Consider the following 23689-nt stretch of genomic DNA (forward strand, 5'->3'; position numbering starts at 1 on the left):
CGATCGGTGCGGACCGGGGGCGTGCTGCGCGTGGCAGGCCAAACCTCTGCTAGGTTTATCCGCAGTCACGTTACCCACCTCAGAGCCGGACTTAAGTTCATGAACGATCAAACCCCCACTCCTTCTCGCAGCGGCGGGCGCGCCGCGCGTCGTGCAGCCCGCGCAGCGGCCCTGCCGGAACACTTGCGCCCCATTCGTCCAGGAATGGAGGGCGGTGTCCTCAATGTCCTGACCCCAAACCAGATCGAGCGCATTCACGAAGCTGCCCTTACAGCCCTTGAGACCATCGGCCTGGCCGACGCACCACAAAGCGGTATCGACTATCTGGTCGCCGCCGGATGTACCCTGGGCGATGATGGTCGCATTCGCTTTCCCCGCGCGCTGGTCGAGGACACCATCGCAAAAGCCAACCGCGCTGTTACGTTGTACAGCCGGGATGGCAAGACCGATCTGGAACTGTCGGGTACCAAGGTTCACTATGGCACCGCCGGGGCCGCCGTCAGCATGGTCGATGTCCACGGGCAGGACTATCGCGATTCAACCGTTCAGGACCTGCACGATGCTGCGCGCATCTGCGAACAGCTTGAAAACATTCACTTTGTCCAACGTCCAATGGTCTGCCGCGATATCACCGATAACCTCGAGATGGACCTGAACACGATCTACGCCGCCTGTTCGGGGACATTCAAACATATCGGCACATCCTTTACCGAGCCCAGTCATGTCGCGCCCGCCGTCGAGATGCTCCACATGATCGCCGGTGGCGAAGACAAGTATCGTGCGCGGCCTTTTGTGTCGAACTCGAACTGTTTTGTTGTGCCTCCGATGAAATTCGCGACCGAAAGCTGCGAGGTGATGGAGCAATGCATCAAAGCAGGCATGCCCGTCCTGCTCCTGTCCGCTGGCATGGCCGGGGCCACGGCACCATCGACCATCGCCGGCGCGATCACGCAAGCCACCGCAGAATGTCTGGCCGGGCTGGTTTACGTAAACGCCGTAAGCCCCGGAGCGCCCGCGATTTTCGGCACCTGGCCTTTTGGTCTGGATCTGCGCACAGGTGCGATGTCCATCGGCTCGGGCGAACAGGCTCTGCTGACCGCAGGTTGCGCACAGATGCACCGTTTCTATGACCTGCCCGGCGGTGCGGCCGCCGGAGCCTCAGATTCGAAGCTGCCCGATATGCAGGCCGGTTGGGAGCAGATGTGCTCAAACGTCATGGCAGGACTGTCGGGGCTGAACATGGTCTATGAGGCGGCAGGAATGCATGCCTCCTTATTGGGATTTTGCCATGAAAGCCTGATATTGGGTGACGATCTGATTGGTCAGGCACAGCGCTGTGTGCGCGGGATCGAGGTCAGCGACGAGACGCTTGCGCTGGATCAGATGGCCGAGGTCTGCATGGGTGGGCCCGGGCATTATCTGGGCACCGATGCAACGCTCAGCAGGATGCAGGCGGATTATGTCTATCCGACCTTCGGGGATCGGACCTCGCCCAAGGAATGGGTTGAATTAGGTAAGCCGGACCTGATCGAGAAGGCCATCGCCAGAAAAGAGGAAATTCTCGCAACGCCGTCCAGCGCGCGCTTTGATCCGCTTCTGGATGCCGAACTGCGCGATAAATTCAACATTCACCTTCCCACCTAACCTATTGAAAAGTGGCCCAAGAAAGGCTTGAGCCACTTCCTGTCCATTGCGACTACCCGTTGCTGGGGGGCAGCAAACCGGCTTCTTGCGCAATGGCAATCTCATCTGCATCCAGCGTGCCGTCTCCATTTGCGTCCATGACAGAGAAGGTGTCTGCGTCAATTTCGGGAAGAACGACTTGCACCTCTTCGATGGTCAAGACACCATCGCCATTTGCATCCGCGCTGGATTGCGCCAGCGCCATTGTGGGCGCGCCAAGCGCAACTACGGACAGGGTCACCAGTGTTAACGGTTTCATGATATTGCCTCCTAAGTGAGTTGTTTTGCGTATTTCGTCCGGACAGGGGCAACAGACACCCATCGCGCATCAACTGTCACCCGCATGGCGAGAATACCGGGCAGACGCGCCAATCTTTGCGTGTCTGCCTGAGTCTCATCCGCGAAGGCCCGCCGGGTAAAATGTCGCTCATCCGTTTCGGCAGGTATTGCCCGGCGGGATCAGGCCGCTCAGGCGGGGCTCTGCCTAGATTGCCGGGTAAAAGGTCGAAAAAGAAAGGGGGCCGAAGCCCCCTGTCAGTTTCGCCTTCCAGGCTCAATTCGTTGACCGCCCGGTGTTTTTTTGCCTGCGGCCTGGACTGCGCATGGAACGAGCGCACCCGTTCCGTGAGAGAGTGGGAGGGAGCAAATATTCCGCCCCACCCTGTTCCCGGCCAACACGGGCATGTCGGCCGAGTGAAACAAGGCATCGATGGTAAGTCTCAGCGCCTTGCTTCGTATTCGTCGGGGTCGGTACCTGTGGCAGCTATCCGACCCCTGCACCCCGGGTTGCCGGGGCGCTAAACTCAGCTACACCCGCTTGTCGCGCCGCAGGTGTTGCACTTCATGCAGGTGCCGTTGCGCACCAGCGTGTAGTTTCCGCATTCGCCGCAGGGATCGCCCTCGTATCCTTGCATTTTGGCTTTGGTCCGTGCGTCCATACCGGTTGCAACCGCCGTTTCAGCAGGTGCCTCAAAGGTGGCTGCGGTTTCGGCCATGCCGGTTACATCGGTCTGACCGCCGTTGAAGACCATCAGGTCTTGCGGCAGGCGCTTGCGCAGATACCCGGTCGAGCTGATTTGTTTCAGCACTTCCAAAGACTTGGTTGCCGCGCTTTCGCTGATTTCCGAGACGTTAGACAGACCATCCTCTTCGCCCCGACCCAGATCGTCAAAGGTTGCGCCTTCGGGTTTCACATGGGCCAGGTCGGTGCGATCCAGATAGGACACAGCCAGTTCGCGGAAGATGTAATCAAGGATCGAGGTTGCGTTCTTGATCGAGTCGTTGCCCTGCACCATCCCAGCCGGTTCAAACTTGGTGAAGGTGAAGGCGTCGACAAACTCTTCCAGCGGCACGCCATATTGCAGACCAACCGACACGGCGATGGCAAAGTTGTTCATCATCGCGCGGAAGCCAGCGCCTTCCTTGTGCATGTCGATGAAAATCTCGCCCAGCTTGCCGTCTTCGAACTCACCGGTCCGCAAGTAAACCTTGTGGCCACCGACGATCGCCTTCTGGGTATAGCCCTTGCGGCGATGGGGTAGTTTCTCGCGATGGCTGCGGATCATTTCCTTGACCACAACCTTCTCGATCACCTTTTCGGCCAGAACGACGGCTTTTTCCTGCGTCGAGCCGCTTTCCAGAACTTCCGCCGCCTCATCATCATCCTCGACCAGCGCCGCCGCCAGTGGCTGGGACAGTTTCGAGCCGTCACGATAGAGTGCGTTCGCCTTCACGCCCAACGACCACGACAGTTCATAAGCCTTCTGGCAATCCTCGATGGTCGCGTCATTTGGCATGTTGATCGTCTTCGAGATCGCACCAGAGATGAAACTCTGCGCAGCGGCCATCATGGTGATGTGGCTATCAACCCCAAGGAAACGCTTGCCTTTCTTGCCGCACGGGTTGGCGCAGTCGAAGATGGAATAGTGCTCTTCCTTCAGATGCGGCGCACCTTCCAGCGTCATGGTTCCGCAGACATGGTCGTTGGCCGCGTCGATATCCGCTTTGGTAAAGCCCAGATGGCGCAGAAGGTCGAAGGTCGGATCGTTCAGCTTGGTCGCCGGGATGCCCAGTACGCCGGTGCAGAAATCCTCGCCCAGAGTCCACTGGTTGAAAACGAACCGGATATCAAAGGCGCTTTCCAGCGCCGCGTCCACCTTGGCCAGTTCGTTCGGGCCAAAGCCGTGACCGGTCAGCGAGGTGTGGTTGATCCCCGGTGCATTGCCGATGGTGCCGTGGCCGACCGCGTAGCTGACGATCTCTTCGATCTGAGCCGAAGAATAGCCCAGCTTCTCCAGCGCCGACGGCACCGAGCGGTTGATGATCTTGAAGTAACCGCCACCCGCGAGCTTCTTGAACTTGACCAGAGCAAAGTCCGGCTCGATCCCCGTGGTGTCGCAATCCATCACCAGACCAATGGTGCCGGTCGGCGCAATCACAGTGGCCTGAGCGTTGCGGTAGCCGTTCTTCTCGCCGAGGCTCAGAGCCTCATCCCAAGCCGACATGGCCAGATCGACCAAACGCTTGTCCGGGCAGTTGCCGTGGTCCAGAGGAACCGGCTTCACAGCCAGTTTCTCATACCCCTCGGTCACGCCCTGCGACGCGCGGCGGTGATTGCGGATAACGCGCAGCATGTGGTCGGCGTTGCGCTCGTACCCCTTGAACGGCCCCAACTCACCTGCAATTTCAGCCGAGGTCGCATAGGCCACACCGGTCATGATCGCAGTCAGCGCGCCACAGATCGCCCGGCCCTCATCCGAGTCATAGCTGTAGCCCATGTTCATCAGCAGGCCGCCGATATTTGCGTAGCCCAGACCCAAAGTGCGGAAGTCGTAAGACAGCTGCGCGATTTCCTTGGACGGGAACTGCGCCATCGTCACCGAGATTTCCAGCGTCAGGGTCCACAGACGCGAGGCATGCATGTAGTCCGCCGCTTGGAACTCGCCATCCTTGAGGAAGGTCAGCAGGTTCATCGACGCCAGGTTACAGGCCGTATCGTCCAGGAACATATATTCCGAGCACGGGTTCGAGCCGCGAATCTCACCGTCTTCGGGGCATGTGTGCCATTCGTTTACGGTATCATGGAACTGGATACCCGGATCGGCGCAGGCCCATGCCGCATGGCCGACTTTCTCCCACAGATCGCGGGCCTTGACGGTCTTGGCGACCTTGCCGTCGGTGCGGTTGATCAGCTCCCAATCGGCGTCTTTCTCAACAGCGGTCAGAAACGCGTTGGTCACACGGATCGAGTTGTTCGAGTTCTGACCCGAAACCGAGCTGTAGGCTTCCGAATCCCAGTCCGTATCGTAGGTCGGGAATTCGATGCTGTCGTGACCCTGTTTGGCATAGTCCAGCACGCGTTTGATGTAAGTCTCGGGGATCGCGACCTTTTTGGCCTCGCGCACCGCTTTTTTCAGCGCGTCGTTCTTGTTGGGATCGTACGCGTCATCCGCAGAGCCGTCCCAAGAGCGAATGGCCTCGAAAATGCCGTTCAGCATCTTCTCGTGCATCTTCGACCCGGCAACGATCGAGGCTACCTTCTGCTCTTCAAGCACCTTCCATTCGATGAATTGCTCGATATCGGGGTGATCGGCGTCCACGATCACCATCTTTGCTGCTCGACGGGTTGTCCCGCCTGATTTGATCGCGCCAGCGGCGCGATCGCCGATCTTGAGAAAGCCCATCAGGCCCGAGGATTTTCCGCCACCCGACAGCGCCTCGCCTTCTGCGCGCAGATGGCTGAAGTTCGTACCAGTGCCCGAGCCGTATTTGAACAGGCGCGCCTCTCGCACCCATAGATCCATAATGCCGCCTTCGTTCACCAGATCATCGTCGACGGACTGGATGAAGCAGGCGTGCGGCTGCGGGTGCTCGTATGCGGATTTCGATTTGGTCAGCTTGCCGGTTTTGTAGTCGACATAGTGATGCCCCTGCGCCGGGCCGTCGATCCCGTAAGCCCAGTGCAGACCGGTGTTGAACCATTGCGGCGAGTTCGGTGCGGCGCGCTGGGTTGCCAGCATATAGCGCATTTCGTCGAAGTAAGCGCGCGCGTCATCCTCGGTCGAGAAATAGCCGCCCTTCCAGCCCCAATAGGCCCACGCACCGGCCAGACGGTCGAACACCTGCTTGGACGAGGTTTCTCCATCGAATTCTGCGCCATCAGCAGGAACCGAGCGCCACAGGAATTCGGGCACGTCCTTCTCTTTGACCTTTTTCAGCTTGGACGGAACACCGGCCTTGCGGAAGTATTTCTGCGCGATGACATCGCTGGCCACCTGGCTCCACTTCGCGGGCACCTCGATCTCGTCAAGGCGGAATACGATAGTGCCGTCCGGGTTACGGATTTCAGACGTGGCCGACACAAAATCCAGATCGGCATAAGCATCCTGCCCCGGTTTGGTGAATTTTCTTTCAATCTTCATGTCCGCTGCCCCAGCTTCAGGTTGTCCAAAATTCTCAACGCCGGCACCAAATCTTGTGTTGCGGGGTGCCGCCCGCGCGACCGACCAGAAAGGACGCAAACGACCGCGCGCTGCCCATAACAGCGCAAAACCACGTTGCGGTTGCACATTCTATTGGTTTGCTGTCCGTCCCTTGCCCGGAACCCTTTTCTGGCCATTGCCTACCAGATTTAGTGGCTCCGCTATCGGCCTATACAATCTGACGTATTGACCCATAGTTGGTCAACGGGCTTTTTCGCTCATTTTTGAAATCTTTTGGGTTGACCCGATACGCGGTATCGGCAGGAACCCGCCTGCAAATGATTCCCGCACACGCAGGTTGCGACGATCCATCAAAGCAACCGCACGAGTCGCAAATTGATTTCTCGTTCCGCCCATAGCAGTTACAAGAGAATGGTCATGCAGATGCCGGTTAAGCAAGATCGCAGAGAATCATCGTCTGCGGCACGGCGCGCATGGCATAAAGGCGGTGTTGCGTTTTTCGTACAGGATTCGTTTCCACCATGCGCCCGCTCTTAATATTGTCCCTGATGGCCTTGATCGTGTCTTGTACATCACAAGCAACACCAACCGCATCACGCAGCGCGCAATTCCCGGATTACCCCACAAACCTGTTCACTACCTTCAGGGCCGATTGCTCGGGGCCAGGTGACAGGTATCAAAAAATTGGCTCGGACAGATTCGAGTGTCGCGAAACACTGCCCCCGCAAGCCACGGCCTTTCTGATTCTGCGGCACCACGGGTATCCACAAAACCTGCCTCAAATCGTGACCCGCCTGAGTTCGACAAAAAACCAGCAAGGGTATCGGGTGGACGCTGAACTGTTTTTTCTGGTTCCGCAGAAAAGTGGCAAGACCCTGAAGATACCGGTTGAAAGCGGGGATCTGGATCGGCAATTCTCGCGCCTTTACACAAACTTCGGCGGAACGCCTGTGTGAAAGGAGTGGTCGGGGCGGCAGGATTCGAACCTACGACCCCCTGTACCCAAAACAGGTGCGCTACCAGACTGCGCCACGCCCCGGACCGTGCGCCTTCCTAAACGTGGCGATCTGATTTGAAAAGCCCTAACAGGGCCAAATTGCCGGCCCCTGCGAAAAAACTTCGTGCCGCATCTGAGTGCCGGGGCGAATAGAATAGCGCGCAGCGAGCCCGGCGTTGATTTCCAGAACTGCAAAAACCGAATCGCCACCGTCAATTGGCGTCAGATCGCCCGGAACGGCACCCTCGTGCACATGAGAGACGACCCCGGTCTGATCAATGAAAATCATATCCAGTGGGATCAGCGTATTCTTCATCCAGAAGGCAACCGGCTGCGGCCGATCATACACAAACAGCATCCCCGAACGGTCCGGCATGCTTTCGCGAAACATCAAGCCGCGCGACTTTTCCTGCGCAGTGATGGCCAATTCAATATCAAACCTGACCTGCGCTATATCATTTCGCAGCTCGACCCGGTCCACACGACACTCGGCCCGCGCGATCCCGCCAAGAAAGCAGGTAAGGATCACCAAAGCTAAACCGAATTTTTTCATGATTTGGGTCAACTGTTCAGCGCAGCTTCCCACGCCAGCACCTGCGCGGCCATGCGACCCCGTTTGCCGTCGATCACGCGCATGGCCAGGGCTTCGCCTGGCTGCAGATCCGCAAGCCCCGAACGGCGCAGCACCTCGATGTGCAGAAACACATCTTCGCTGCTGCCAAACACATTGGCAAAACCAAAGCCCTTGCCCTTGTCGAACCATTTGACACGCGCGGCTTCAAGCGGAGCGTTTCCGATCACGTTCGGGTCAAGCTCGGCAAAATCGGCGAGCATCATCGCCTCGGCCCGAACGGGCGGGTCCACGCTAATGACTTCGACCGCCTGAACGCCGCGGTCTGTCTTGTGCGTCATGATCTCGATCCCGGCCCCATCAGCGACCGAGCTTTGACCAAAATTGCGCAGGACATTGACGTGAAGCAGAATATCCGGCCCGCCAGCGTCAGACACGACAAATCCGTACCCCTTTGCGGGGTCGAACCATTTTACGTGTCCACGAACGCGGTACATGCTGTTCAGATCTTCTGGCACTGTTTTTCCATCACGAAGATTACCAAGGCGTTAAGAGCCTGTTGTTTATGGGATTGGCGCGCAAATTCAAGTTGAAAAAATCCTTTATTTACTGACCGTTGCATTTCACGACACGTGAACGTCATGGATTTAACCTCTGCACTTGCCAGTCGGATCCGGTGCCATCGCGCCGCCAGCGGAACCGGTCATGCAACCGAAACGCCCCATCGGCCCAGAATTCTATCTCAACCGGTGTCAGTCGATAACCACCCCAGAACTTAGGGCGCGGCGGATTTGTTCCCAGTTTGGCGGTCAGCTTTGCCACCTCGGCCATCAGCGCGGCCCGGCTTTCAAGCGGTTGCGATTGATGCGATGCCCAAGCCCCCAAACGACTTTTGAGAGACCGCGACGCATAATACTCATCCGCCTGAGCGCCTTCTTCGCGCGTTATTGTACCACGAACGCGAATTTGACGCCGCAAAGATTTCCAATGCATCACGAAAGCCGCAGTGCCTGCGCTCTCCAATTCCTCGGCCTTGGCGCTGTGGTAGTTCGTGTAGAAGACGAAGGCACCCTTCTCGATCTCTTTGAGCAACACCATGCGGACATTTGGCAAGCCACTCTGGTCCACGGTTGCCAGCGCAATCGCGTTCGGATCGTTCGGTTCCGTTTGTTCTGCCTCAGCCAGCCACCGCCCCGCTATTTCGAACGGATCGGCGCCCGCGAAGATTCCACTGCGCTCGTTCATTTCCATCCCCTGGAAACAATTGTTCTCGACCCTAAGGCGAGAACCCGCTGCGGGCAAGAGCGCATGGCCTTGATGCAGACCAATCAATGGCATAAACCAACCGAAAGTAACGCGACGACATGCGGAGAACCGAAGATGTCAAATCAGTTGATGGCCGGAAAACGCGGCCTCATCATGGGACTGGCCAATGACAAATCAATCGCATGGGGAATCGCCCGCGCCTTGTCCGACGCCGGGGCCGAACTGGCCTTTTCCTATCAGGGCGATGCCCTGAAGAAACGCGTCGATCCGCTGGCGGCGCAGCTAGGCAGCGAAATCGTCCTGCCCTGTGATGTCAGCGACGAAGCCTCCATCGACGGGCTGTTCACCGCGCTCGAGCAGAAATGGGGCAAGCTGGATTTCGTCGTCCACGCCATCGGCTTCTCCGACAAGAACGAACTGCGCGGCCGCTATGTCGACACCAGCCGCGCCAATTTCAATCTGACCATGGATGTGTCGGTCTATTCCTTCACCGCTGTCATGCAACGGGCCGAGAAGCTGATGACCGAGGGCGGCTCTGCCATCACTCTCACCTACTATGGTGCCGAGCAGGTCATGCCACATTATAATGTGATGGGCGTCGCCAAAGCCGCGCTGGAAGCGTCGGTCAAATACTTGGCCGAGGATCTCGGCAAGGACGGTATCCGCGTCAACGCGATCTCGGCGGGCCCGATCAAGACGCTGGCGGCCAGTGGCATCGGCGACTTCCGCTATATCATGAAGTGGAACGAGTATAACTCGCCCCTGCGCCGGAATGTGACGATCGACGATGTTGGCAACTCGGCACTTTACCTGCTGTCCGACCTCAGCAGCGGCGTAACCGGAGAGAACCTGCACGTGGATTCAGGCTATCACATCGTCGGTATGAAAGCCGTCGACGCACCCGACGTCGAAAAGGGTTAAGCCATGAGTGCCAAGGACCGCCTGCCCCACGAAAAAGGCTTTCACATCAGCTGGGACCAGATCCACCGCGACAGCCGCGCGCTGGCGTGGCGGCTGGACGGGCAAGGCCCCGACGATGGCGCATGGCGCGCTGTGGTGGCCATCACCCGCGGCGGTATGGCGCCCGCGATGATCGTCAGCCGAGAACTCGACATTCGCACCGTCGACACGGTCAGCGTGAAATCCTATCACCATCAGGCACAGGGCGAGGCCGAGGTGCTCAAGGCCCCCAACGCCGACCTGATGGGCGATGGCACCGGCGTCCTGATCATCGACGATCTGGTCGACAGCGGCAAAACGCTGGAACTGGTGCGCGAAATGTACCCCAAGGCCCATTTCGCCACCGTCTACGCCAAGCCCAAAGGCCGTCCGATGGTCGACACCTACATCACCGAGGTCTCTCAGGACACATGGATCTTCTTCCCGTGGGATATGGCATTGCAATATGTCGAACCCTATCGGGGCACCGACTGATCCTTCTTCTGTTCAAAAATACTTCGGAGCGCGAGGCAGAGCCTCGCAAAATGGTCACACCATGACACAGACCCGCACCAGCGCCACCTTCCCCCCTCCGGTGATGGAGGCGCGCCGCTGGCTTGATGGCGTCACCTTCCCCGCAGATCGCCCCCTGATCAATGTCAGCCAGGCCACCCCGGTTGACCCGCCGCCGCTTGCGCTGCGTCAGGCCATGGCAAATTTCGCTGTGTCGCAGGACAGCGCGCATCTCTACGGCCCGGTTCTGGGCAATGACGATCTGCGGTCCGAGCTTGCCGCGCAGATCAGCACCCACTACGTCGCTCAGGTCGCTGCCGATCATGTCGCCATCACCTCGGGCTGTAATCAGGCGTTCTCGGCGGTCATCTCGGCTATCACCGATCAGGGGGACGAGGTCATCTTGCCGACCCCATGGTATTTCAACCATAAAATGTGGCTGGATATGGCCGGGGTCACCGCGATCGATCTGCCCACCGGTGATGACCTGCTGCCCGACCCCGAGCAAGCGCGCGCCCTGATCACCGACAAAACCCGCGCAATCGCTCTGGTCACGCCGAACAATCCCGGCGGCGTGGAATACCCTGCTGAACTGGTGCGCGCCTTCTACGATCTTGCGCAAGAGAACGGGTTGTACCTGCTGGTCGATGAAACCTATCGCGATTTCGACAGCCGCAGCGGCGCACCGCATGCGCTGTTCCAGCAACCGGGCTGGGACGCCACATTTGTGCATCTATATTCGTTCTCGAAAGCTTATCGCCTGACCGGTCACCGCGTCGGCGCGCTCGCGACAAGCCCCGCACTACTTGCCGAGATCGAGAAATTCCTCGATACCGTTGCCATTTGCCCGGGCCAGATCGGACAGTTTGCGGCGCTCTGGGGGATGCAGAACCTGTCGCAATGGGTGGCGAGTGAGCGGGATGAAATCCTCGACCGCCGTGCCGCGATCTCTGACGGCATGCACCGTCTGGAAGATAAAGGCTGGCGGCTGTTGGGGCTGGGCGCATATTTTGCCTACCTTGAGCATCCGTTCGATATTCCCTCGGATGAACTGGCCAAACGACTGGTGCCCGAACTTGGCATTCTCCTGTTGCCCGGGACCATGTTCATGCCCGCGTATGACCCCGCCGGAAATCGGCAGGTTCGCATCGCATTTGCCAATCTCGACCGCAGCGGAATTGCGCAATTGTTCGACCGGCTGCAAGGCCTGTCCATCTAAGCTTGCCCCCCCGCGCCACGCATCGTATTCAGGTCCGCAACCGACAGGGCAGACACGCGTCGACATAAGAAAGAGGGCACCATGGCCGCAGGCATGAAAAACCTATCCAAGACCTTTGTATGGATCCTCATGGGTCTTCTGATGCTGGGCCTTGCCGGGTTCGGCGCCACCAGCCTGACGGGTACGGTGCGCACGGTCGCTCAGGTCGGGGATGAAAGCGTTTCGGTCGACGAATATTTCCGCGAACTGCAACGGGAAATCCGCGCGATCGAGGCGCAGACCCGGCAGCCGATGCAAATATCGCAGGCGCATGACCTGGGTCTGGACCAACTGGCCCTGTCCCGCCTGATCGCCTTGGCCGCATTGGATAACGAAGTCGGGCAACTGGGCATCTCCATCGGCGATGAGAACCTGCAGCGCGAGATCGTGCAGATTCCCGCCTTTCAGGGGGTCGATGGAACGTTCGACCGCGAAGCCTATCGCTTCCAGCTGGATCAGGTGGGCATGTCCGATTCCGAATTCGAATCCGACCTGCGTAAGGAATCCGCCCGTACCATCGTCCAGGGCGCTGTCATGAGCGGCGTCGAGATGCCCCTGACCATGACCGAGGCATTGTCGAACTATGTGCTTTCCCGCCGCAGCTTTACCGTTGCCACCCTTTCGGCTGATGCGCTTGAAACCCCGATTGCGCAGCCAACCGACGCGCAGATTCAGGCCTACTACGACGCCAATGGCGACCGCTTTGTCCTACCCCGCACCAAGCGTTTGACCTATGCCATTCTCTCGCCCGAGATGTTGCTGGACAGTGTCGAGGTGGATGAGGACTCGCTCCGCCGACTGTATGACCAGCGCGCAGCACAATATCTGCAGCCCGAACGCCGTCTGGTTGAACGTCTGACCTATCCCAGCGAAGCTGCTGCGACCGAAGCGCTGGCGCAACTGGAAGTCGGCGGTGCGGATTTCGAACAACTGGTTCGGGATCGCCAACTGGAACTCAGCGATGTTGATCTGGGTGACGTGACCCGCGAAGATCTGGGCGATGCCGCAGATGCTATCTTTGCTGCCGAGATCGACGCTGTTGTTGGCCCCCTGCCGTCCACCTTCGGACCCGCCCTGTTCCGCATCAATGGCTCACTCGCCGCGAATAACGTGACCTTCGAAGAAGCCGAGCCCGAGCTGCGTGAAGAACTGGCAGCAGACCGCGCGCGGCGTCAGATCGAAGCGCAGGCAGAAGACATCAACGATTTGCTCGCCGGTGGCGCGACATTGGAAGAGCTGGCGAACGAGACCGAACTTGAGCTGGGTCAGATCGACTGGACCCAGCAAAGCGACGAAGGTGTCGCCGCCTATGACGGGTTCCGCGAAGCCGCTGTGGCCGTACAAGAAGGCGATTTCCCCGAGGTCGCATTCCTTGAAGACGGCTCGCTGTTTGCGTTGCGACTGGATGAAGTGCTACCCGAGCGTCCCGAACCGATCGACAGTGCCCGCCCGAAGGTCGCTGAGGCGTGGATGCAGGACGAGACCGCGAAGGCGCTGGACGCTCAGGCCAGTGAAATCCTGGCGCAACTTGAAACGGATGGCGATTTCACCGCGACGGGTCTGCCCTTCCGCGTGGAAAACGCGTTGACCCGCACGGCGTTTCTTGAAGACGTACCGGTGGATTTCATGACCCAGATCTTCGAGATGGCCCCCGACGAGCTGCGCGTGATTCCCGGCACCGATAGTGCCCTGATCGTCAGGCTGGACGCAGAACTGCCCCCGGCGGAAACCGACGAACAGCGCCAGATGCAGGACGCTTTGGCCGCGCAGATGAACCAGGCGCTGGCACAGAACATTTTTGATATCTACGTACGTGACGCGCAGACGCGCGCACGTCCCGTATTGGATCAGCAGGCGCTGAATGCCGTGCGGAACAGCCACTAAAAGAGTAGACTGATGGCCCTGACCCCGGATTTTGACGCTTTCGCACGTGCCTATGACGCGGGCGACAATCAGGTCGTCTACACGCGGCTCGCGGCCGATCTGGACACGCCTGTTTCGCTAATGCTCAAGCTGACCGGCGCGCAGAAAGACGCGTTCATGCTTGAATCGGTGACCGGGGGCGAAGTACGCGGGCGCTACTCCATCATTGGCATGAAACCGGATCTGATCTGGCGCTGCCATGGCGAGACATCCGCGCTGAACCGCTCGGCCCGGTTCGACGCCGAAGCCTTCGAGCCACAGCAGGGCAACCCGATGGACAACCTGCGTGCGCTGCTGGCCGAAAGCCGCATCGCGTTGCCGGATGACCTGCCGCAGGCGGCTGCCGGTCTGTTCGGGTATCTGGGCTATGACATGGTGCGTCTGGTCGAATACCTGCCAGACGTGAACCCGGACCCTTTGGGGCTGCCGGATGCTGTCATGCTGCGCCCATCGGTCATCGCGGTATTAGACGGCGTAAAAGGCGAAGTTACCGTGGTGTCGCCCGCATGGGTCAGCGAAGGTCAAACCGCCAAAGCCGCTTACGCACAGGCGGCGGAGCGCGTGATGGATGCCGTACGCGATCTCGAACGCGCCATGCCTGCCGAAACACGCGACCTGGGCGATGCGATCGAAGCCGGGCCGCCGGTGTCGAACTTCACCAAATCAGGTTATATGGACGCCGTTGAGCGGGCCAAGGACTACATTCGCGCAGGTGATATCTTTCAGGTGGTCCCGGCGCAGCGCTGGACGCAGGATTTTCCGCAACCGCCTTTTGCACTTTATCGCTCTTTGCGGCGCACCAACCCCTCGCCCTTCATGTTCTATTTCAACTTCGGTGGGTTTCAGGTGGTCGGCGCCAGCCCCGAAATCCTGGTCCGTGTCTTCGGCAATGAGGTCACGATCCGGCCCATCGCGGGCACACGGCCGCGCGGTGCAACACCCGAGGAGGACAAGGCGCACGAGGTCGATCTTTTGGCCGATCAGAAAGAACTGGCCGAGCACCTGATGCTGCTGGATCTGGGCCGCAACGATACGGGACGTGTATCGAAAATCGGCACAGTACGCCCGACCGAAGAGTTCATTATCGAACGCTACAGTCATGTGATGCACATCGTCTCGAACGTGGTTGGCGAGCTTGCTGAAGACAAAGATGCACTCGATGCCTTCTTTGCCGGAATGCCCGCGGGCACAGTCTCGGGCGCGCCAAAGGTCCGCGCGATGGAGATCATCGACGAGTTGGAACCAGAAAAGCGCGGCATCTATGGCGGCGGTGTGGGCTATTTCAGCGCGGGCGGCGACATGGATATGTGCATCGCGCTGCGAACCGCCATTGTGAAGGACCACAAGCTATACATTCAGGCAGGCGGCGGTGTCGTCTACGACAGCGATCCCGAGGCGGAGTATATGGAAACCGTCCACAAATCGAACGCGATCCGGCGCGCTGCGGCTGATGCAGCCCGCTTTACGGGCAGCGGCAACGCCTGAGACCGGCGGCAGACCCTCGCCGCCGACTTATCTTCAGGACCCCGAGTCGTCCTGTTCCACTTCCTTCATCATAACCGCTGAAATCGGTGCCATCGCCACGCGCCCCCCGCGATCCTCAAGCCCCCACAGCAACAGGGCCGAGATTGTCTCGGGCCGCAAACGGCCCATCATCACGACGGCGCCCTCCTGTCCCGCGCGGAACGCTGCCTGATCCAGAAAACGGCGCATGATCTTGGGATCCTGATCGGCCCCGTCAAAGTCGCGGAAGACGACGCTGGATGGAATCCCCTCGCGTGCGGCCAATTTCTGGACCGTGTTCAGCCCACTGTCCTGTGTGACCAGCCCACGACCGGTACTGCCCGCTATGGCTGCGACTTGATCTGCCAGCTTGCGGTTGCCCTGGATGCCGGTTCCGACACCTTCCAAGATACCCACGGTGTATGGGAGTGTGTCCAGCCAAACCGCCAGAGACACTTCGGCATCCTGTGCCGTCGAGGCTTCGTGCATATCGATAAGCGCAAGCACCTCAAATCCTGCCTCACGGTGACGCGCCATCTTCTCAGCGGCATCGGGGTCAGTCGGACTGACGGCGAAGCTGAGCGGATAGGGAAAATCCTGCAGCGCCTCGGCCCCGAATGCGCCTTCATCGTCAATCAAGATGATCGACATTAACGGCTTCGACTCGGGGTTCTCGAAATTGGCCGCGTATTCCTTGATCGGTTTTTGTGCAGGTTCAACAACAGTATCTGCCGTATCTGCGCCATCAGACGGCGGGTCATCGCGGTCCGTCAACGGCACAACACGCTTGCCGATCAGTGTACCCGAGCTGGCCGGCCCATCGCCACCGATCTGGGGCAGCGTCCGAACGCGCGGCTTAGAAGCCGGGCGTGTGTCCTCTTCCCCTTCCACGGCAATTGGATCGTCTTGCGGTGCGGGTTCGGCCCCGGATATCTGCGGCAAAGGTTCGGGCGTTTCTGTGACGTCGGGCTGCACCGCCGCGATTTGCGGCGCTTCTTCTGCCTCCTCTACGGGCTCAGCCGGGGCGTCCTCGACCACCTCGGGCGCGGGCTGAGTCTCCGGTTGCGGCGGCGGCGGCGCTTCGGCAACGATTTCGGGCGTGGCCTCGGGCGACGGCTGTTCAAGTGTCAATTCAGGGGCCTCGGGCGCAGCGGGCGCGTCGGTCTGCACGGCTACGGTAGTGTTCGAGGCCGCGTCAGGTGCATCGGACCCTGCAGGCGCGCCAGCAGTCTCGGGTCGCTGACCCGGGTCCAATTCAATACCTGTAAGGGCATCCAGCGAATCCGATGCGGCGTCCGGGCTTTCGGGTCCAGAGGGTGGCAGCTCGACCAAATCCGCGTCTCCACCGGCGTTTTCCAACTCGACCGCCTGCGCGGGCTCTGGGGCTTCTGTCACCTCCGGCGCTACCGCAGTCACTTCGGGCTTGTGCGACAATGGCGTCGTCAGCGACAGCACAACGCCCAAAGCCAGCACAGACACCGCACCGGCGCCCAATCCACCGTAAAATCCGCCCATCGAAATCTCGCCTCTCGCGTTGTTTCGTGCCTCAACCGCCCGTGCACCGTCTGCTGCGGCGCTCACCTGCACGGTGCCAAGATCGGTATGTCCTCTTGACGCTGCCGCACAAGCCTGAGCATGTATGTCCCGACATCATACCGTGGCTATGGGCTGCATCGCCAGCCTGAAATGCCCTTAGGAAGATAAGTGCTCAAATGCTGCTGCTGATCGACAACTATGACTCTTTTACCTACAACCTCGTTCACTACCTCGGTGAGCTTGGGGCCGAGATGGTCGTGCGCCGGAATGATGCGCTGGATGTGCAGGAAGCGATGGCGATGAACCCGGCTGGCATCCTGCTCAGCCCCGGCCCTTGCGACCCGGATCAGGCGGGCATTTGTCTGGCGCTGACCGAGGCCGCCGCCGAGACACAGACGCCGCTGATGGGGGTTTGCCTTGGCCATCAGACCATCGGTCAGGCCTTTGGCGGCAAGGTCGTGCGGTGCCATGAGATCGTGCATGGTAAGATGGGCACGATGAACCATACGGGCAAAGGCGTTTTTGCCGGGCTGCCATCGCCCTTTGAGGCCACGCGCTATCATTCGCTGGTCGTCGATCGCGACACCCTGCCCGACTGTCTTGAGATCACGGCAGAGCTTGAAGATGGCACCATCATGGGCCTGCAGCATCGCGAGTTGCCGATCCACGGTGTACAGTTCCATCCCGAATCCATCGCATCCGAGCACGGCCATGCCCTGCTCAAGAATTTCCTGAATGAGATGAAAGTCCCCGCATGAGCGACGCCCTGAAACCGCTGATCGGCGCTGCGGCGGATCGGCCTCTGACCCGTGCCGAGGCTGAACAGGCCTTTGGCATCCTCTTTGACGGTGCCGCGACGCCCAGCCAGATCGGCGGGCTGTTGATGGCGATGCGCACACGAGGTGAAACGGTGGACGAATACGCCGCCGCCGCCGCAGTGATGCGTGCGAAATGCAACGCGGTGAAGGCTCCGGCAGGCGCGATTGACATCGTTGGCACCGGGGGTGACGGCAAAGGCACCCTGAATATCTCGACCGCGACGGCCTTTGTAACAGCTGGTGCCGGTGTGACAGTGGCCAAGCATGGCAACCGGAACCTGAGTTCAAAATCGGGCGCGGCGGATGCGCTGGGACAACTCGGAATCAACGTGATGGTCGGACCGCAAGTGGTTGAAAAATCTCTGCAAGAGGTTGGCATCGGCTTCATGATGGCCCCCATGCACCATCCAGCGATCGCCCATGTCATGCCCTCGCGGCAGGAACTTGGGACGCGCACGATCTTTAACATTCTGGGCCCGCTCACCAACCCCGCAGGCGTCAAACGCCAGCTGACAGGGGCGTTCAGTCGAGAGCTGATCCGCCCCATGGCCGAAACGCTGGGCCTGTTGGGCGCCGAACACGCCTGGCTGGTCCACGGGTCAGACGGCACGGATGAGCTGACAATCACCGGCGTCAGCTGGGTCGCCTCGGTCGAGGACGGCACAGTCAAAGAGGTCGAACTTCATCCCGAGGACGCAGGCCTGCCGGTACACCCGTTCGAAGATATCCTCGGCGGCACACCCGAAGAAAACGCAGTCGCCTTCCGCGCTTTGCTGGACGGGCAACCCTCGGCCTATCGCGACGCGGTGCTGCTGAACTCCGCCGCCGCTCTGGTCGTGGCCGATGCCGCAGACGACCTGCGCGAAGGTGTCGCCATGGCACGCGAAAGCATCGACAGCGGCAAGGCGCGGAACAAAATCAACGCTCTGGCACGCATTACACAGGAAGCCGCATGACCGGGACCGTTCTGGACAGGATCAAAGCCTACAAGCTGGAAGAAGTCGCTTTAGACAAGGCGCATAAATCACTGGAAACGCTGGAATCCGAGGCGCGCAACGCGCCGGAAGTGCGCGGTTTCGCCAAGGCGCTGCAAACCGCCACCCGCACCGGTTACGGGCTGATTGCAGAGGTCAAAAAGGCCAGCCCTTCGAAGGGCTTGATCCGAGAGGATTTCGACCCGCCTGCGCTGGCCCAAGCGTATGAAGACGGCGGCGCCGCCTGCCTTTCGGTGCTGACCGACACGCCCAGCTTTCAGGGTGCCAAAGAGTTCCTGACCGAGGCGCGCGCTGCCTGTTCGCTGCCTGCGTTGCGCAAGGATTTCATGTATGACCCCTATCAGGTGGTCGAGGCCCGTGCGTTGGGTGCTGACTGCATCCTGATCATCATGGCTTCGGTCGAGGATGCACAGGCGGCAGAACTTGAACAGACCTCCTTTGACTGGGGTATGGATGTTCTGATCGAGGTGCATGACGCTGCAGAGCTTGAGCGCGCGACGCAGCTGAAAAGCCCCCTGATCGGGATAAATAACCGCAATCTCAAGACGTTCGAGACCAGTCTTGACACAACGCGGCACCTGTCGAAACTGGTCCCCGCAGACCGGACTATCGTCTGCGAAAGCGGCCTGAGCACGCCCGCCGATCTGGCCGATATCGCCCGCTATGGCGCGCGATGCTTCCTGATCGGCGAAAGCCTCATGCGGCAGGAGGACGTCGCCTCGGCCACCCGAAACCTGCTCGCCAACCCGCTGATCCCGGGGGTGATGTGATGCCGCTGACGCATTTCGACGCCCAGGGTCAGGCCCATATGGTTGACGTCTCGGACAAGGCGGTGACTGACCGGGTTGCTGTTGCCGCAGGTCACATCAGGATGGCGCAGGAAACCTTTGATCTTATTTCAGAAGGTCGCGCCAAGAAGGGTGATGTTCTGGGCGTTGCGCGGCTTGCCGGGATCATGGGGGCAAAGAGAACGCCGGACCTGATCCCACTCTGCCATCCGTTGCCCGTGACCAAGGTGGCGGTGGAATTGACGCTGGACCCGGACCTGCCGGGCGTGCGGATTGAGGCAACCGTCAAGACCTCGGGCCAGACCGGGGTCGAGATGGAAGCGTTGACTGCAGTCTCGACGGCGGCTCTGACGGTCTATGACATGACCAAGGCCGTCGACAAAGCAATGGAGATCGGTGGCATCCGCGTTCTCCTGAAAGATGGCGGTAAATCAGGCCGCTACGAGGCGACATGATCTCAGTCGAAGACGCCCGCGCGCTACTGTTTGACCTCGTTTCTCCGTTGCCTGCTGAGACTGTTCTCCTGATCGAAGCTGCGGGACGCGTACTGGCGCAGGACGTTGCGGCCACTCGAGATCAGCCTCCCTTTGCCGCGTCCTCTATGGATGGCTACGCGGTTAAGGCGACCGAGGTTGAACTGCACGCCATGTTCAAACTTGTGGGCGAAGCGGCGGCAGGTAAGCGATTTGAGGGCACGGTCGGACCCGGCCAGGCGGTCCGCATCTTCACCGGCGCGCCCGTGCCCGATGGCGCGGATTTTGTGGTCATTCAGGAAGACATCGACCGACGCGGCGATCTGATCACCATTACGGATGCACCCGGCCCGAAAACCAACATTCGTCCCGCAGGCGTCGATTTCGCCATTGGTGCGCAAATCTCGGCACCACGACGTCTCCGCCCTGAAGATGTCGCTTTGATGGCGGCGATGAACATCGCCTCGGTCCCGGTGACGCGCAAACCGGTGGTGGCGCTGATCTCAACCGGCAATGAATTGGTGATGCCCGGCGAGACCCCCGGCCCCGATCAGATCATCGCGTCAAATACCTTTGGCCTCAAGGCGTTACTGGAGGAAGCTGGCGCGCATGTGCGGGTGCTGCCCATCGCGCAGGATACCGTCGCGTCGCTGGAAACCGCCTTTGGTCTGGCACAGGGCGCTGATCTGGTGGTCACGATCGGCGGGGCCTCGGTCGGCGAGTATGATCTGGTCTCGGATGTCTCCGAAGCGCTGGGGATGGAGCGATCTTTCTACAAAATCCGCATGCGTCCCGGCAAACCTCTGATGGCAGGTCGGCTTGGCGATGCGGCCATGGTTGGTCTGCCGGGAAATCCGGTCAGCGCGATGGTCTGCGGCTATCTGTTCCTGATCCCCATGATACGGCGCATGTTGGGGATCGAGCAGGTTCTGAACCCGTTCAAACGCGCCCGCCTGTCTGCGCCCATCGCTCAGAATGGCCCTCGCGAGCACTACATGCGGGCCGTTCTGGATCAGGATGGCATCCGCGCCTGTGATGATCAGGACAGCTCGCTGCTCAGCGTTCTGGCGCAGGCCAATGCGCTGCTGGTGCGCCAGCCGCATGACCCGCCGCGAGATGCCGGCGATGAGGTGCTGTACCTGCCGATCTAGCAAATCCGTTGACACAAAACGTGAACATGCGTAGAACAAAAGAAAACGCATGAGCGATGAGGTGCGAGCGATGCTGACCAAGAAGCAATTGGATTTGCTGGAATTCATCCACAAACGCGTGCAGGCGGACGGTGTTCCGCCCAGTTTTGATGAAATGAAGGCCGCGTTGGACTTGCGGTCGAAATCAGGCATCCACCGTCTGATCACCGCCTTGGAGGAGCGTGGCTTTATCCGCCGCCTTGCGCACCGGGCCCGCGCGATCGAGATCGTGAAGCTGCCCGAAAGCCTTGGAGGAGAGCCCACCGCAGGTTTCAAGCCCCGCGTGATCGAAGGCGACCGTCCCGAAGGGCCGCGCCCGGCGAATTTCGAGCCGGTGACAGTGGATGCGCTGGAGCTGCCGGTCATGGGCCGCATCGCCGCCGGTGTCCCGATTGAGGCGATCAGCCATGTCTCGCATCGGGTTGCCGTGCCGGGCTCGATGGTTTCGGGCGCGGGCGAACACTATGCGCTTGAGGTGCGCGGGGATTCGATGATCGACGCTGGTATCAATGATGGCGACGTCGTGGTGATCCGAGAAACCTCAGCCGCTGATAACGGGGATATCGTTGTCGCCTTGGTTGAGGATCAGGAGGCCACCTTGAAGCGCTTTTTCCGGCGCGGTCAGGCGATCGCGCTTGAGGCTGCAAACCCGGCCTATGAGACACGCGTTTTACCCGAGGACAAGGTCAAGGTGCAGGGTCGCCTCGTGGGCCTGATCCGCAGTTACTGATCACGCTTGGGCGACCACAGCCGGTCGCCCGACAACTCTGCGCTGCTGCGCAGCTTTCCGCCCGACAACGCCAGACTGCCGGTTTGCCCCAGCTTGTCAGGGTCATAGACGCCGCACTCTCCACTCAGGTTCAAAGCCACAGGGGCGATGACAATCTGCTCTTGCCTGCATTCGTCAAATGCGAGTGCAGCGCGCTTACCGGTGAGATGCACCAGTTCCTTGCCCCCGATCAGATAACGCTGTACGCCGTGCGATGCGTTCGGCCACCGCCCCGCCGCCTTGGGTTGATCCGCAGAATCCCCGTCATTCTCCAACCAGACCGAGGCGACAAAGCCGCTGCCTTTTTCTTTGCTCAGGGCGCGACCCGTATCGGTCATCACGCCGACCAGCCCGCCCGTGTCCGCGATCAGCACCTCGGGTCTGTGGCCTTGGCCCCACATTGCGAGCGCAATGCAAGCTGGGCCAACGCCCAACCACCGCGCGCGACCCTGCCAGAGGATCAGCCACAACAGCGCGCCCGCAAGCACCGGCAGCACAAAATCCGGCGGGCTGGCGATGCGACCTTGCGCCCCATCAAGGCCCGAGGTCCACGCAGCCACGGCCAGTATCCAGCGTAACCCGAACCCCATGACCTGCAGTGCCAACGCCTCAAGCCCGAACGGCGCCAACAGCGCGGCCACCACTGCTGCGGGCACGACCAGAGTGCCCATGACCGGCACCGAGACGAGATTCGCCACCAGACCGTAATGCGACATCGTGTTGAAATGCGCCGCCCCGATCGGAGCCGTGGACAGACCGGCAACGCCTGATGAGATCACCAGCGCCCAGACAGGAGCCAGCCATTTCGGACCGGACAGCGGGCCATGGTCACGCAACGCTCCGAAAACGGCTACCAGCGCTGTGGTCGCCGCAAAGGACATTTGGAATCCCGGGCTCAACAGCGTTTCTGGCCGCAACACCAGAACAATCAGAGCGGCAACTGCCACGCCGCGCAGCGAGATGGCGCGGCGATCTATGAGCACCGCGCCAAGCATTACACAGACCATGACGAAGGCGCGCTCGGTTGCGACATTGCCGCCCGAAAGGAACAGATAGACGGTTGCAGCGCATAGCGCGCAGATCGCAGCCAGCTTGCGTACAGGTAGGCGCAAGGCCACTGTCGGGACCAACGACAGCCCGATTCGGCAGGCGACGAAGACAAAGCCCGTCAGCAACCCCATATGCAGCCCCGAAATCGCCAGCAGGTGCGCCAGATTCGAGGCGCGCAGGCTTTCCAGCGTAGTCTGCCCCATCCCGCTGCGATCACCCGTTGTGACGGCGGCAGCAAAACCTCCAACCTCGCCGGGCAAAATCGCACGTACGCGATCTGATATCGCCATGCGCCAAGCGGTAACACGTACACCATCGACGCCCTGATGCGCGGGCTCGATCGTCAAGACCGGCACGCGGGTGTATCCAACGGCACCGAGTTGCTGGAACCACGCGTGGCGGCGGAAATCGAAGCCGCCCGGTTCCACCGGCCCCTGCGGCGGCGACAGATGTGCCGTTGTCATGACCCTCTGCCCCGGCGACAGATCCGCCGAACCGCCATGCAGTGAGAGCCGGACGCGCCGAGGTCGCTGATCAGCGGGATCGCCCCCGATCCGCACTTGATCCAGTGTCACCCTCAGCGCGTCCGACGCAGAGCGGTCGAGCGCCACGACCCTCCCCTCGACCGGGCCATAGTAGCGCCATTGCAAGACCGGCTCTGCAACCGCATGAGCCCGCGCACCGGCAAGCAGAAATCCTGCCGACACGCATGCCACGCCTATTGCAAGGGGCGACCATGCTGCATGCATCCATCTGGTGATGATCAGACAGATCGCCATCAACACAGTCACACAGGCATAGAGCCATAACTCTGGCTCGAACCCGAGACTGAAATACCAACCGATCCCCGCCGCCAGACAGACCGGAGCCCATGGAAACAAGTATCCGCGCTGGGTCAGCAACGCGACCTTGGCCTGTGCCAGAACACGCATGGTTGCCCCCGTCCTTCGGGCTGGGTAGATAGTCGCCAAACTA

At 60.3% G+C, this 23689-nt stretch carries 19 protein-coding genes and 1 tRNA gene; 12 read left to right on the forward strand and 8 right to left on the reverse strand.

The features are described from left to right. Positions 1-99 precede the first annotated feature (99 nt). Positions 100-1644, forward strand: coding sequence for a trimethylamine methyltransferase family protein (locus ACR0KM_RS15235; RefSeq protein ID WP_480857586.1), 1545 nt, complete (start codon positions 100-102; stop codon positions 1642-1644). 52 nt (positions 1645-1696) lie between these two features. Here the strand turns inward: ACR0KM_RS15235 and ACR0KM_RS15240 are convergent, their stop codons facing one another. From ACR0KM_RS15240 to pdxH, 6 genes are all read right to left on the reverse strand, one after another. After that, entirely contained in the window at positions 1697-1942 is a 246-nt protein-coding gene (locus tag ACR0KM_RS15240) for an EF-hand domain-containing protein (RefSeq protein ID WP_480857585.1), read from the reverse strand. 544 nt (positions 1943-2486) lie between these two features. Then, positions 2487-6104, reverse strand: a complete 3618-nt coding sequence (locus ACR0KM_RS15245) for a vitamin B12-dependent ribonucleotide reductase (protein ID WP_480857582.1) — start codon at positions 6102-6104, stop codon at positions 2487-2489. A 983-nt stretch (positions 6105-7087) separates the two neighbouring features. Continuing rightward, a tRNA-Pro gene (locus tag ACR0KM_RS15250) sits at positions 7088-7164 on the reverse strand. Positions 7165-7207: 43 nt separating this feature from the next. Continuing rightward, positions 7208-7675 carry a DUF192 domain-containing protein gene (locus ACR0KM_RS15255; protein WP_480857580.1) on the reverse strand — a complete coding sequence of 156 codons (468 nt, stop codon included), beginning with the start codon at positions 7673-7675 and terminating at the stop codon, positions 7208-7210. Positions 7676-7683: 8 nt separating this feature from the next. After that, a complete protein-coding gene (locus tag ACR0KM_RS15260; protein ID WP_480819993.1) occupies positions 7684-8211 on the reverse strand; it encodes a cold-shock protein in 528 nt (175 codons plus the stop codon). Between the two features lie 121 nt (positions 8212-8332). Beyond that, positions 8333-8938, reverse strand: a complete 606-nt coding sequence (gene pdxH / locus ACR0KM_RS15265) for a pyridoxamine 5'-phosphate oxidase (protein ID WP_480819991.1) — start codon at positions 8936-8938, stop codon at positions 8333-8335. A 135-nt stretch (positions 8939-9073) separates the two neighbouring features. Between pdxH and fabI the strand changes: the two genes are divergently transcribed. From fabI to trpE, 5 genes are all read left to right on the forward strand, one after another. Continuing rightward, entirely contained in the window at positions 9074-9880 is an 807-nt protein-coding gene (fabI, locus tag ACR0KM_RS15270) for an enoyl-ACP reductase FabI (RefSeq protein ID WP_480857579.1), read from the forward strand. Between the two features lie 3 nt (positions 9881-9883). After that, on the forward strand, positions 9884-10393 hold the full coding sequence (gene gpt / locus ACR0KM_RS15275) for a xanthine phosphoribosyltransferase (RefSeq protein ID WP_480733083.1): 510 nt from the start codon (positions 9884-9886) through the stop codon (positions 10391-10393). A gap of 61 nt (positions 10394-10454) precedes the next feature. Beyond that, on the forward strand, positions 10455-11630 hold the full coding sequence (locus tag ACR0KM_RS15280) for an aminotransferase (protein WP_480857577.1): 1176 nt from the start codon (positions 10455-10457) through the stop codon (positions 11628-11630). Positions 11631-11711: 81 nt separating this feature from the next. Continuing rightward, a complete protein-coding gene (locus tag ACR0KM_RS15285) occupies positions 11712-13553 on the forward strand; it encodes a peptidyl-prolyl cis-trans isomerase (protein ID WP_480857575.1) in 1842 nt (613 codons plus the stop codon). A 12-nt stretch (positions 13554-13565) separates the two neighbouring features. Beyond that, entirely contained in the window at positions 13566-15077 is a 1512-nt protein-coding gene (gene trpE / locus ACR0KM_RS15290; protein ID WP_480857573.1) for an anthranilate synthase component I, read from the forward strand. Positions 15078-15110: 33 nt separating this feature from the next. On the opposite strand, the gene ACR0KM_RS15295 is transcribed toward trpE, so the two are convergent. Then, positions 15111-16610: a divergent polysaccharide deacetylase family protein gene (locus ACR0KM_RS15295; protein WP_480857571.1), complete on the reverse strand. Its 1500-nt coding sequence runs from the start codon at positions 16608-16610 to the stop codon at positions 15111-15113. Positions 16611-16807: 197 nt separating this feature from the next. Here ACR0KM_RS15295 and ACR0KM_RS15300 point away from each other — a divergent pair, with 197 nt between their 5' ends. The 6 genes from ACR0KM_RS15300 to lexA all read left to right on the forward strand — a co-directional run bounded on the left by ACR0KM_RS15300 (position 16808) and on the right by lexA (position 21625). Next, positions 16808-17389 (forward strand): anthranilate synthase component II, encoded by a 582-nt coding sequence (locus ACR0KM_RS15300; protein ID WP_480819978.1) that lies wholly within the window; start codon positions 16808-16810, stop codon positions 17387-17389. Continuing rightward, entirely contained in the window at positions 17386-18405 is a 1020-nt protein-coding gene (trpD, locus tag ACR0KM_RS15305; RefSeq protein ID WP_480857569.1) for an anthranilate phosphoribosyltransferase, read from the forward strand. The genes ACR0KM_RS15300 and trpD overlap by 4 nt, the downstream gene beginning before the upstream one ends. Beyond that, a complete protein-coding gene (gene trpC / locus ACR0KM_RS15310) occupies positions 18402-19214 on the forward strand; it encodes an indole-3-glycerol phosphate synthase TrpC (RefSeq protein WP_480857565.1) in 813 nt (270 codons plus the stop codon). Before trpD ends, trpC begins: the two co-directional genes overlap by 4 nt. Beyond that, positions 19214-19687 carry a cyclic pyranopterin monophosphate synthase MoaC gene (gene moaC / locus ACR0KM_RS15315; RefSeq protein ID WP_480857563.1) on the forward strand — a complete coding sequence of 158 codons (474 nt, stop codon included), beginning with the start codon at positions 19214-19216 and terminating at the stop codon, positions 19685-19687. Before trpC ends, moaC begins: the two co-directional genes overlap by 1 nt. Then, the gene (locus tag ACR0KM_RS15320; protein WP_480857561.1) at positions 19684-20856 is read left to right on the forward strand and encodes a molybdopterin molybdotransferase MoeA; all 1173 of its coding nucleotides are present in this window, start codon (positions 19684-19686) and stop codon (positions 20854-20856) included. Before moaC ends, ACR0KM_RS15320 begins: the two co-directional genes overlap by 4 nt. A gap of 70 nt (positions 20857-20926) precedes the next feature. Then, positions 20927-21625, forward strand: coding sequence for a transcriptional repressor LexA (gene lexA, locus ACR0KM_RS15325; RefSeq protein WP_480529846.1), 699 nt, complete (start codon positions 20927-20929; stop codon positions 21623-21625). Here lexA and ACR0KM_RS15330 read toward each other — a convergent pair. Then, positions 21619-23646, reverse strand: a complete 2028-nt coding sequence (locus tag ACR0KM_RS15330; protein ID WP_480857559.1) for a ComEC/Rec2 family competence protein — start codon at positions 23644-23646, stop codon at positions 21619-21621. The two genes, lexA and ACR0KM_RS15330, sit on opposite strands and share 7 nt — an antisense overlap. Positions 23647-23689: the final 43 nt, after the last annotated feature.

Source organism: Ruegeria sp. G10 (assembly GCF_056533645.1).

Coding starts and splice junctions, on each gene's coding strand:
- ACR0KM_RS15235 (WP_480857586.1), top strand. CDS start 100: ATGAACGATCAAACCCCCACTCCTTCTCGCAGCGGCGGGCGCGCCGCG.
- ACR0KM_RS15240 (WP_480857585.1), bottom strand. CDS start 1,942: ATGAAACCGTTAACACTGGTGACCCTGTCCGTAGTTGCGCTTGGCGCG.
- ACR0KM_RS15245 (WP_480857582.1), bottom strand. CDS start 6,104: ATGAAGATTGAAAGAAAATTCACCAAACCGGGGCAGGATGCTTATGCC.
- ACR0KM_RS15255 (WP_480857580.1), bottom strand. CDS start 7,675: ATGAAAAAATTCGGTTTAGCTTTGGTGATCCTTACCTGCTTTCTTGGC.
- pdxH (WP_480819991.1), bottom strand. CDS start 8,938: ATGAACGAGCGCAGTGGAATCTTCGCGGGCGCCGATCCGTTCGAAATA.
- fabI (WP_480857579.1), top strand. CDS start 9,074: ATGTCAAATCAGTTGATGGCCGGAAAACGCGGCCTCATCATGGGACTG.
- gpt (WP_480733083.1), top strand. CDS start 9,884: ATGAGTGCCAAGGACCGCCTGCCCCACGAAAAAGGCTTTCACATCAGC.
- ACR0KM_RS15280 (WP_480857577.1), top strand. CDS start 10,455: ATGACACAGACCCGCACCAGCGCCACCTTCCCCCCTCCGGTGATGGAG.
- ACR0KM_RS15285 (WP_480857575.1), top strand. CDS start 11,712: ATGGCCGCAGGCATGAAAAACCTATCCAAGACCTTTGTATGGATCCTC.
- trpE (WP_480857573.1), top strand. CDS start 13,566: ATGGCCCTGACCCCGGATTTTGACGCTTTCGCACGTGCCTATGACGCG.
- ACR0KM_RS15295 (WP_480857571.1), bottom strand. CDS start 16,610: ATGGGCGGATTTTACGGTGGATTGGGCGCCGGTGCGGTGTCTGTGCTG.
- ACR0KM_RS15300 (WP_480819978.1), top strand. CDS start 16,808: ATGCTGCTGCTGATCGACAACTATGACTCTTTTACCTACAACCTCGTT.
- trpD (WP_480857569.1), top strand. CDS start 17,386: ATGAGCGACGCCCTGAAACCGCTGATCGGCGCTGCGGCGGATCGGCCT.
- trpC (WP_480857565.1), top strand. CDS start 18,402: ATGACCGGGACCGTTCTGGACAGGATCAAAGCCTACAAGCTGGAAGAA.
- moaC (WP_480857563.1), top strand. CDS start 19,214: ATGCCGCTGACGCATTTCGACGCCCAGGGTCAGGCCCATATGGTTGAC.
- ACR0KM_RS15320 (WP_480857561.1), top strand. CDS start 19,684: ATGATCTCAGTCGAAGACGCCCGCGCGCTACTGTTTGACCTCGTTTCT.
- lexA (WP_480529846.1), top strand. CDS start 20,927: ATGCTGACCAAGAAGCAATTGGATTTGCTGGAATTCATCCACAAACGC.
- ACR0KM_RS15330 (WP_480857559.1), bottom strand. CDS start 23,646: ATGCGTGTTCTGGCACAGGCCAAGGTCGCGTTGCTGACCCAGCGCGGA.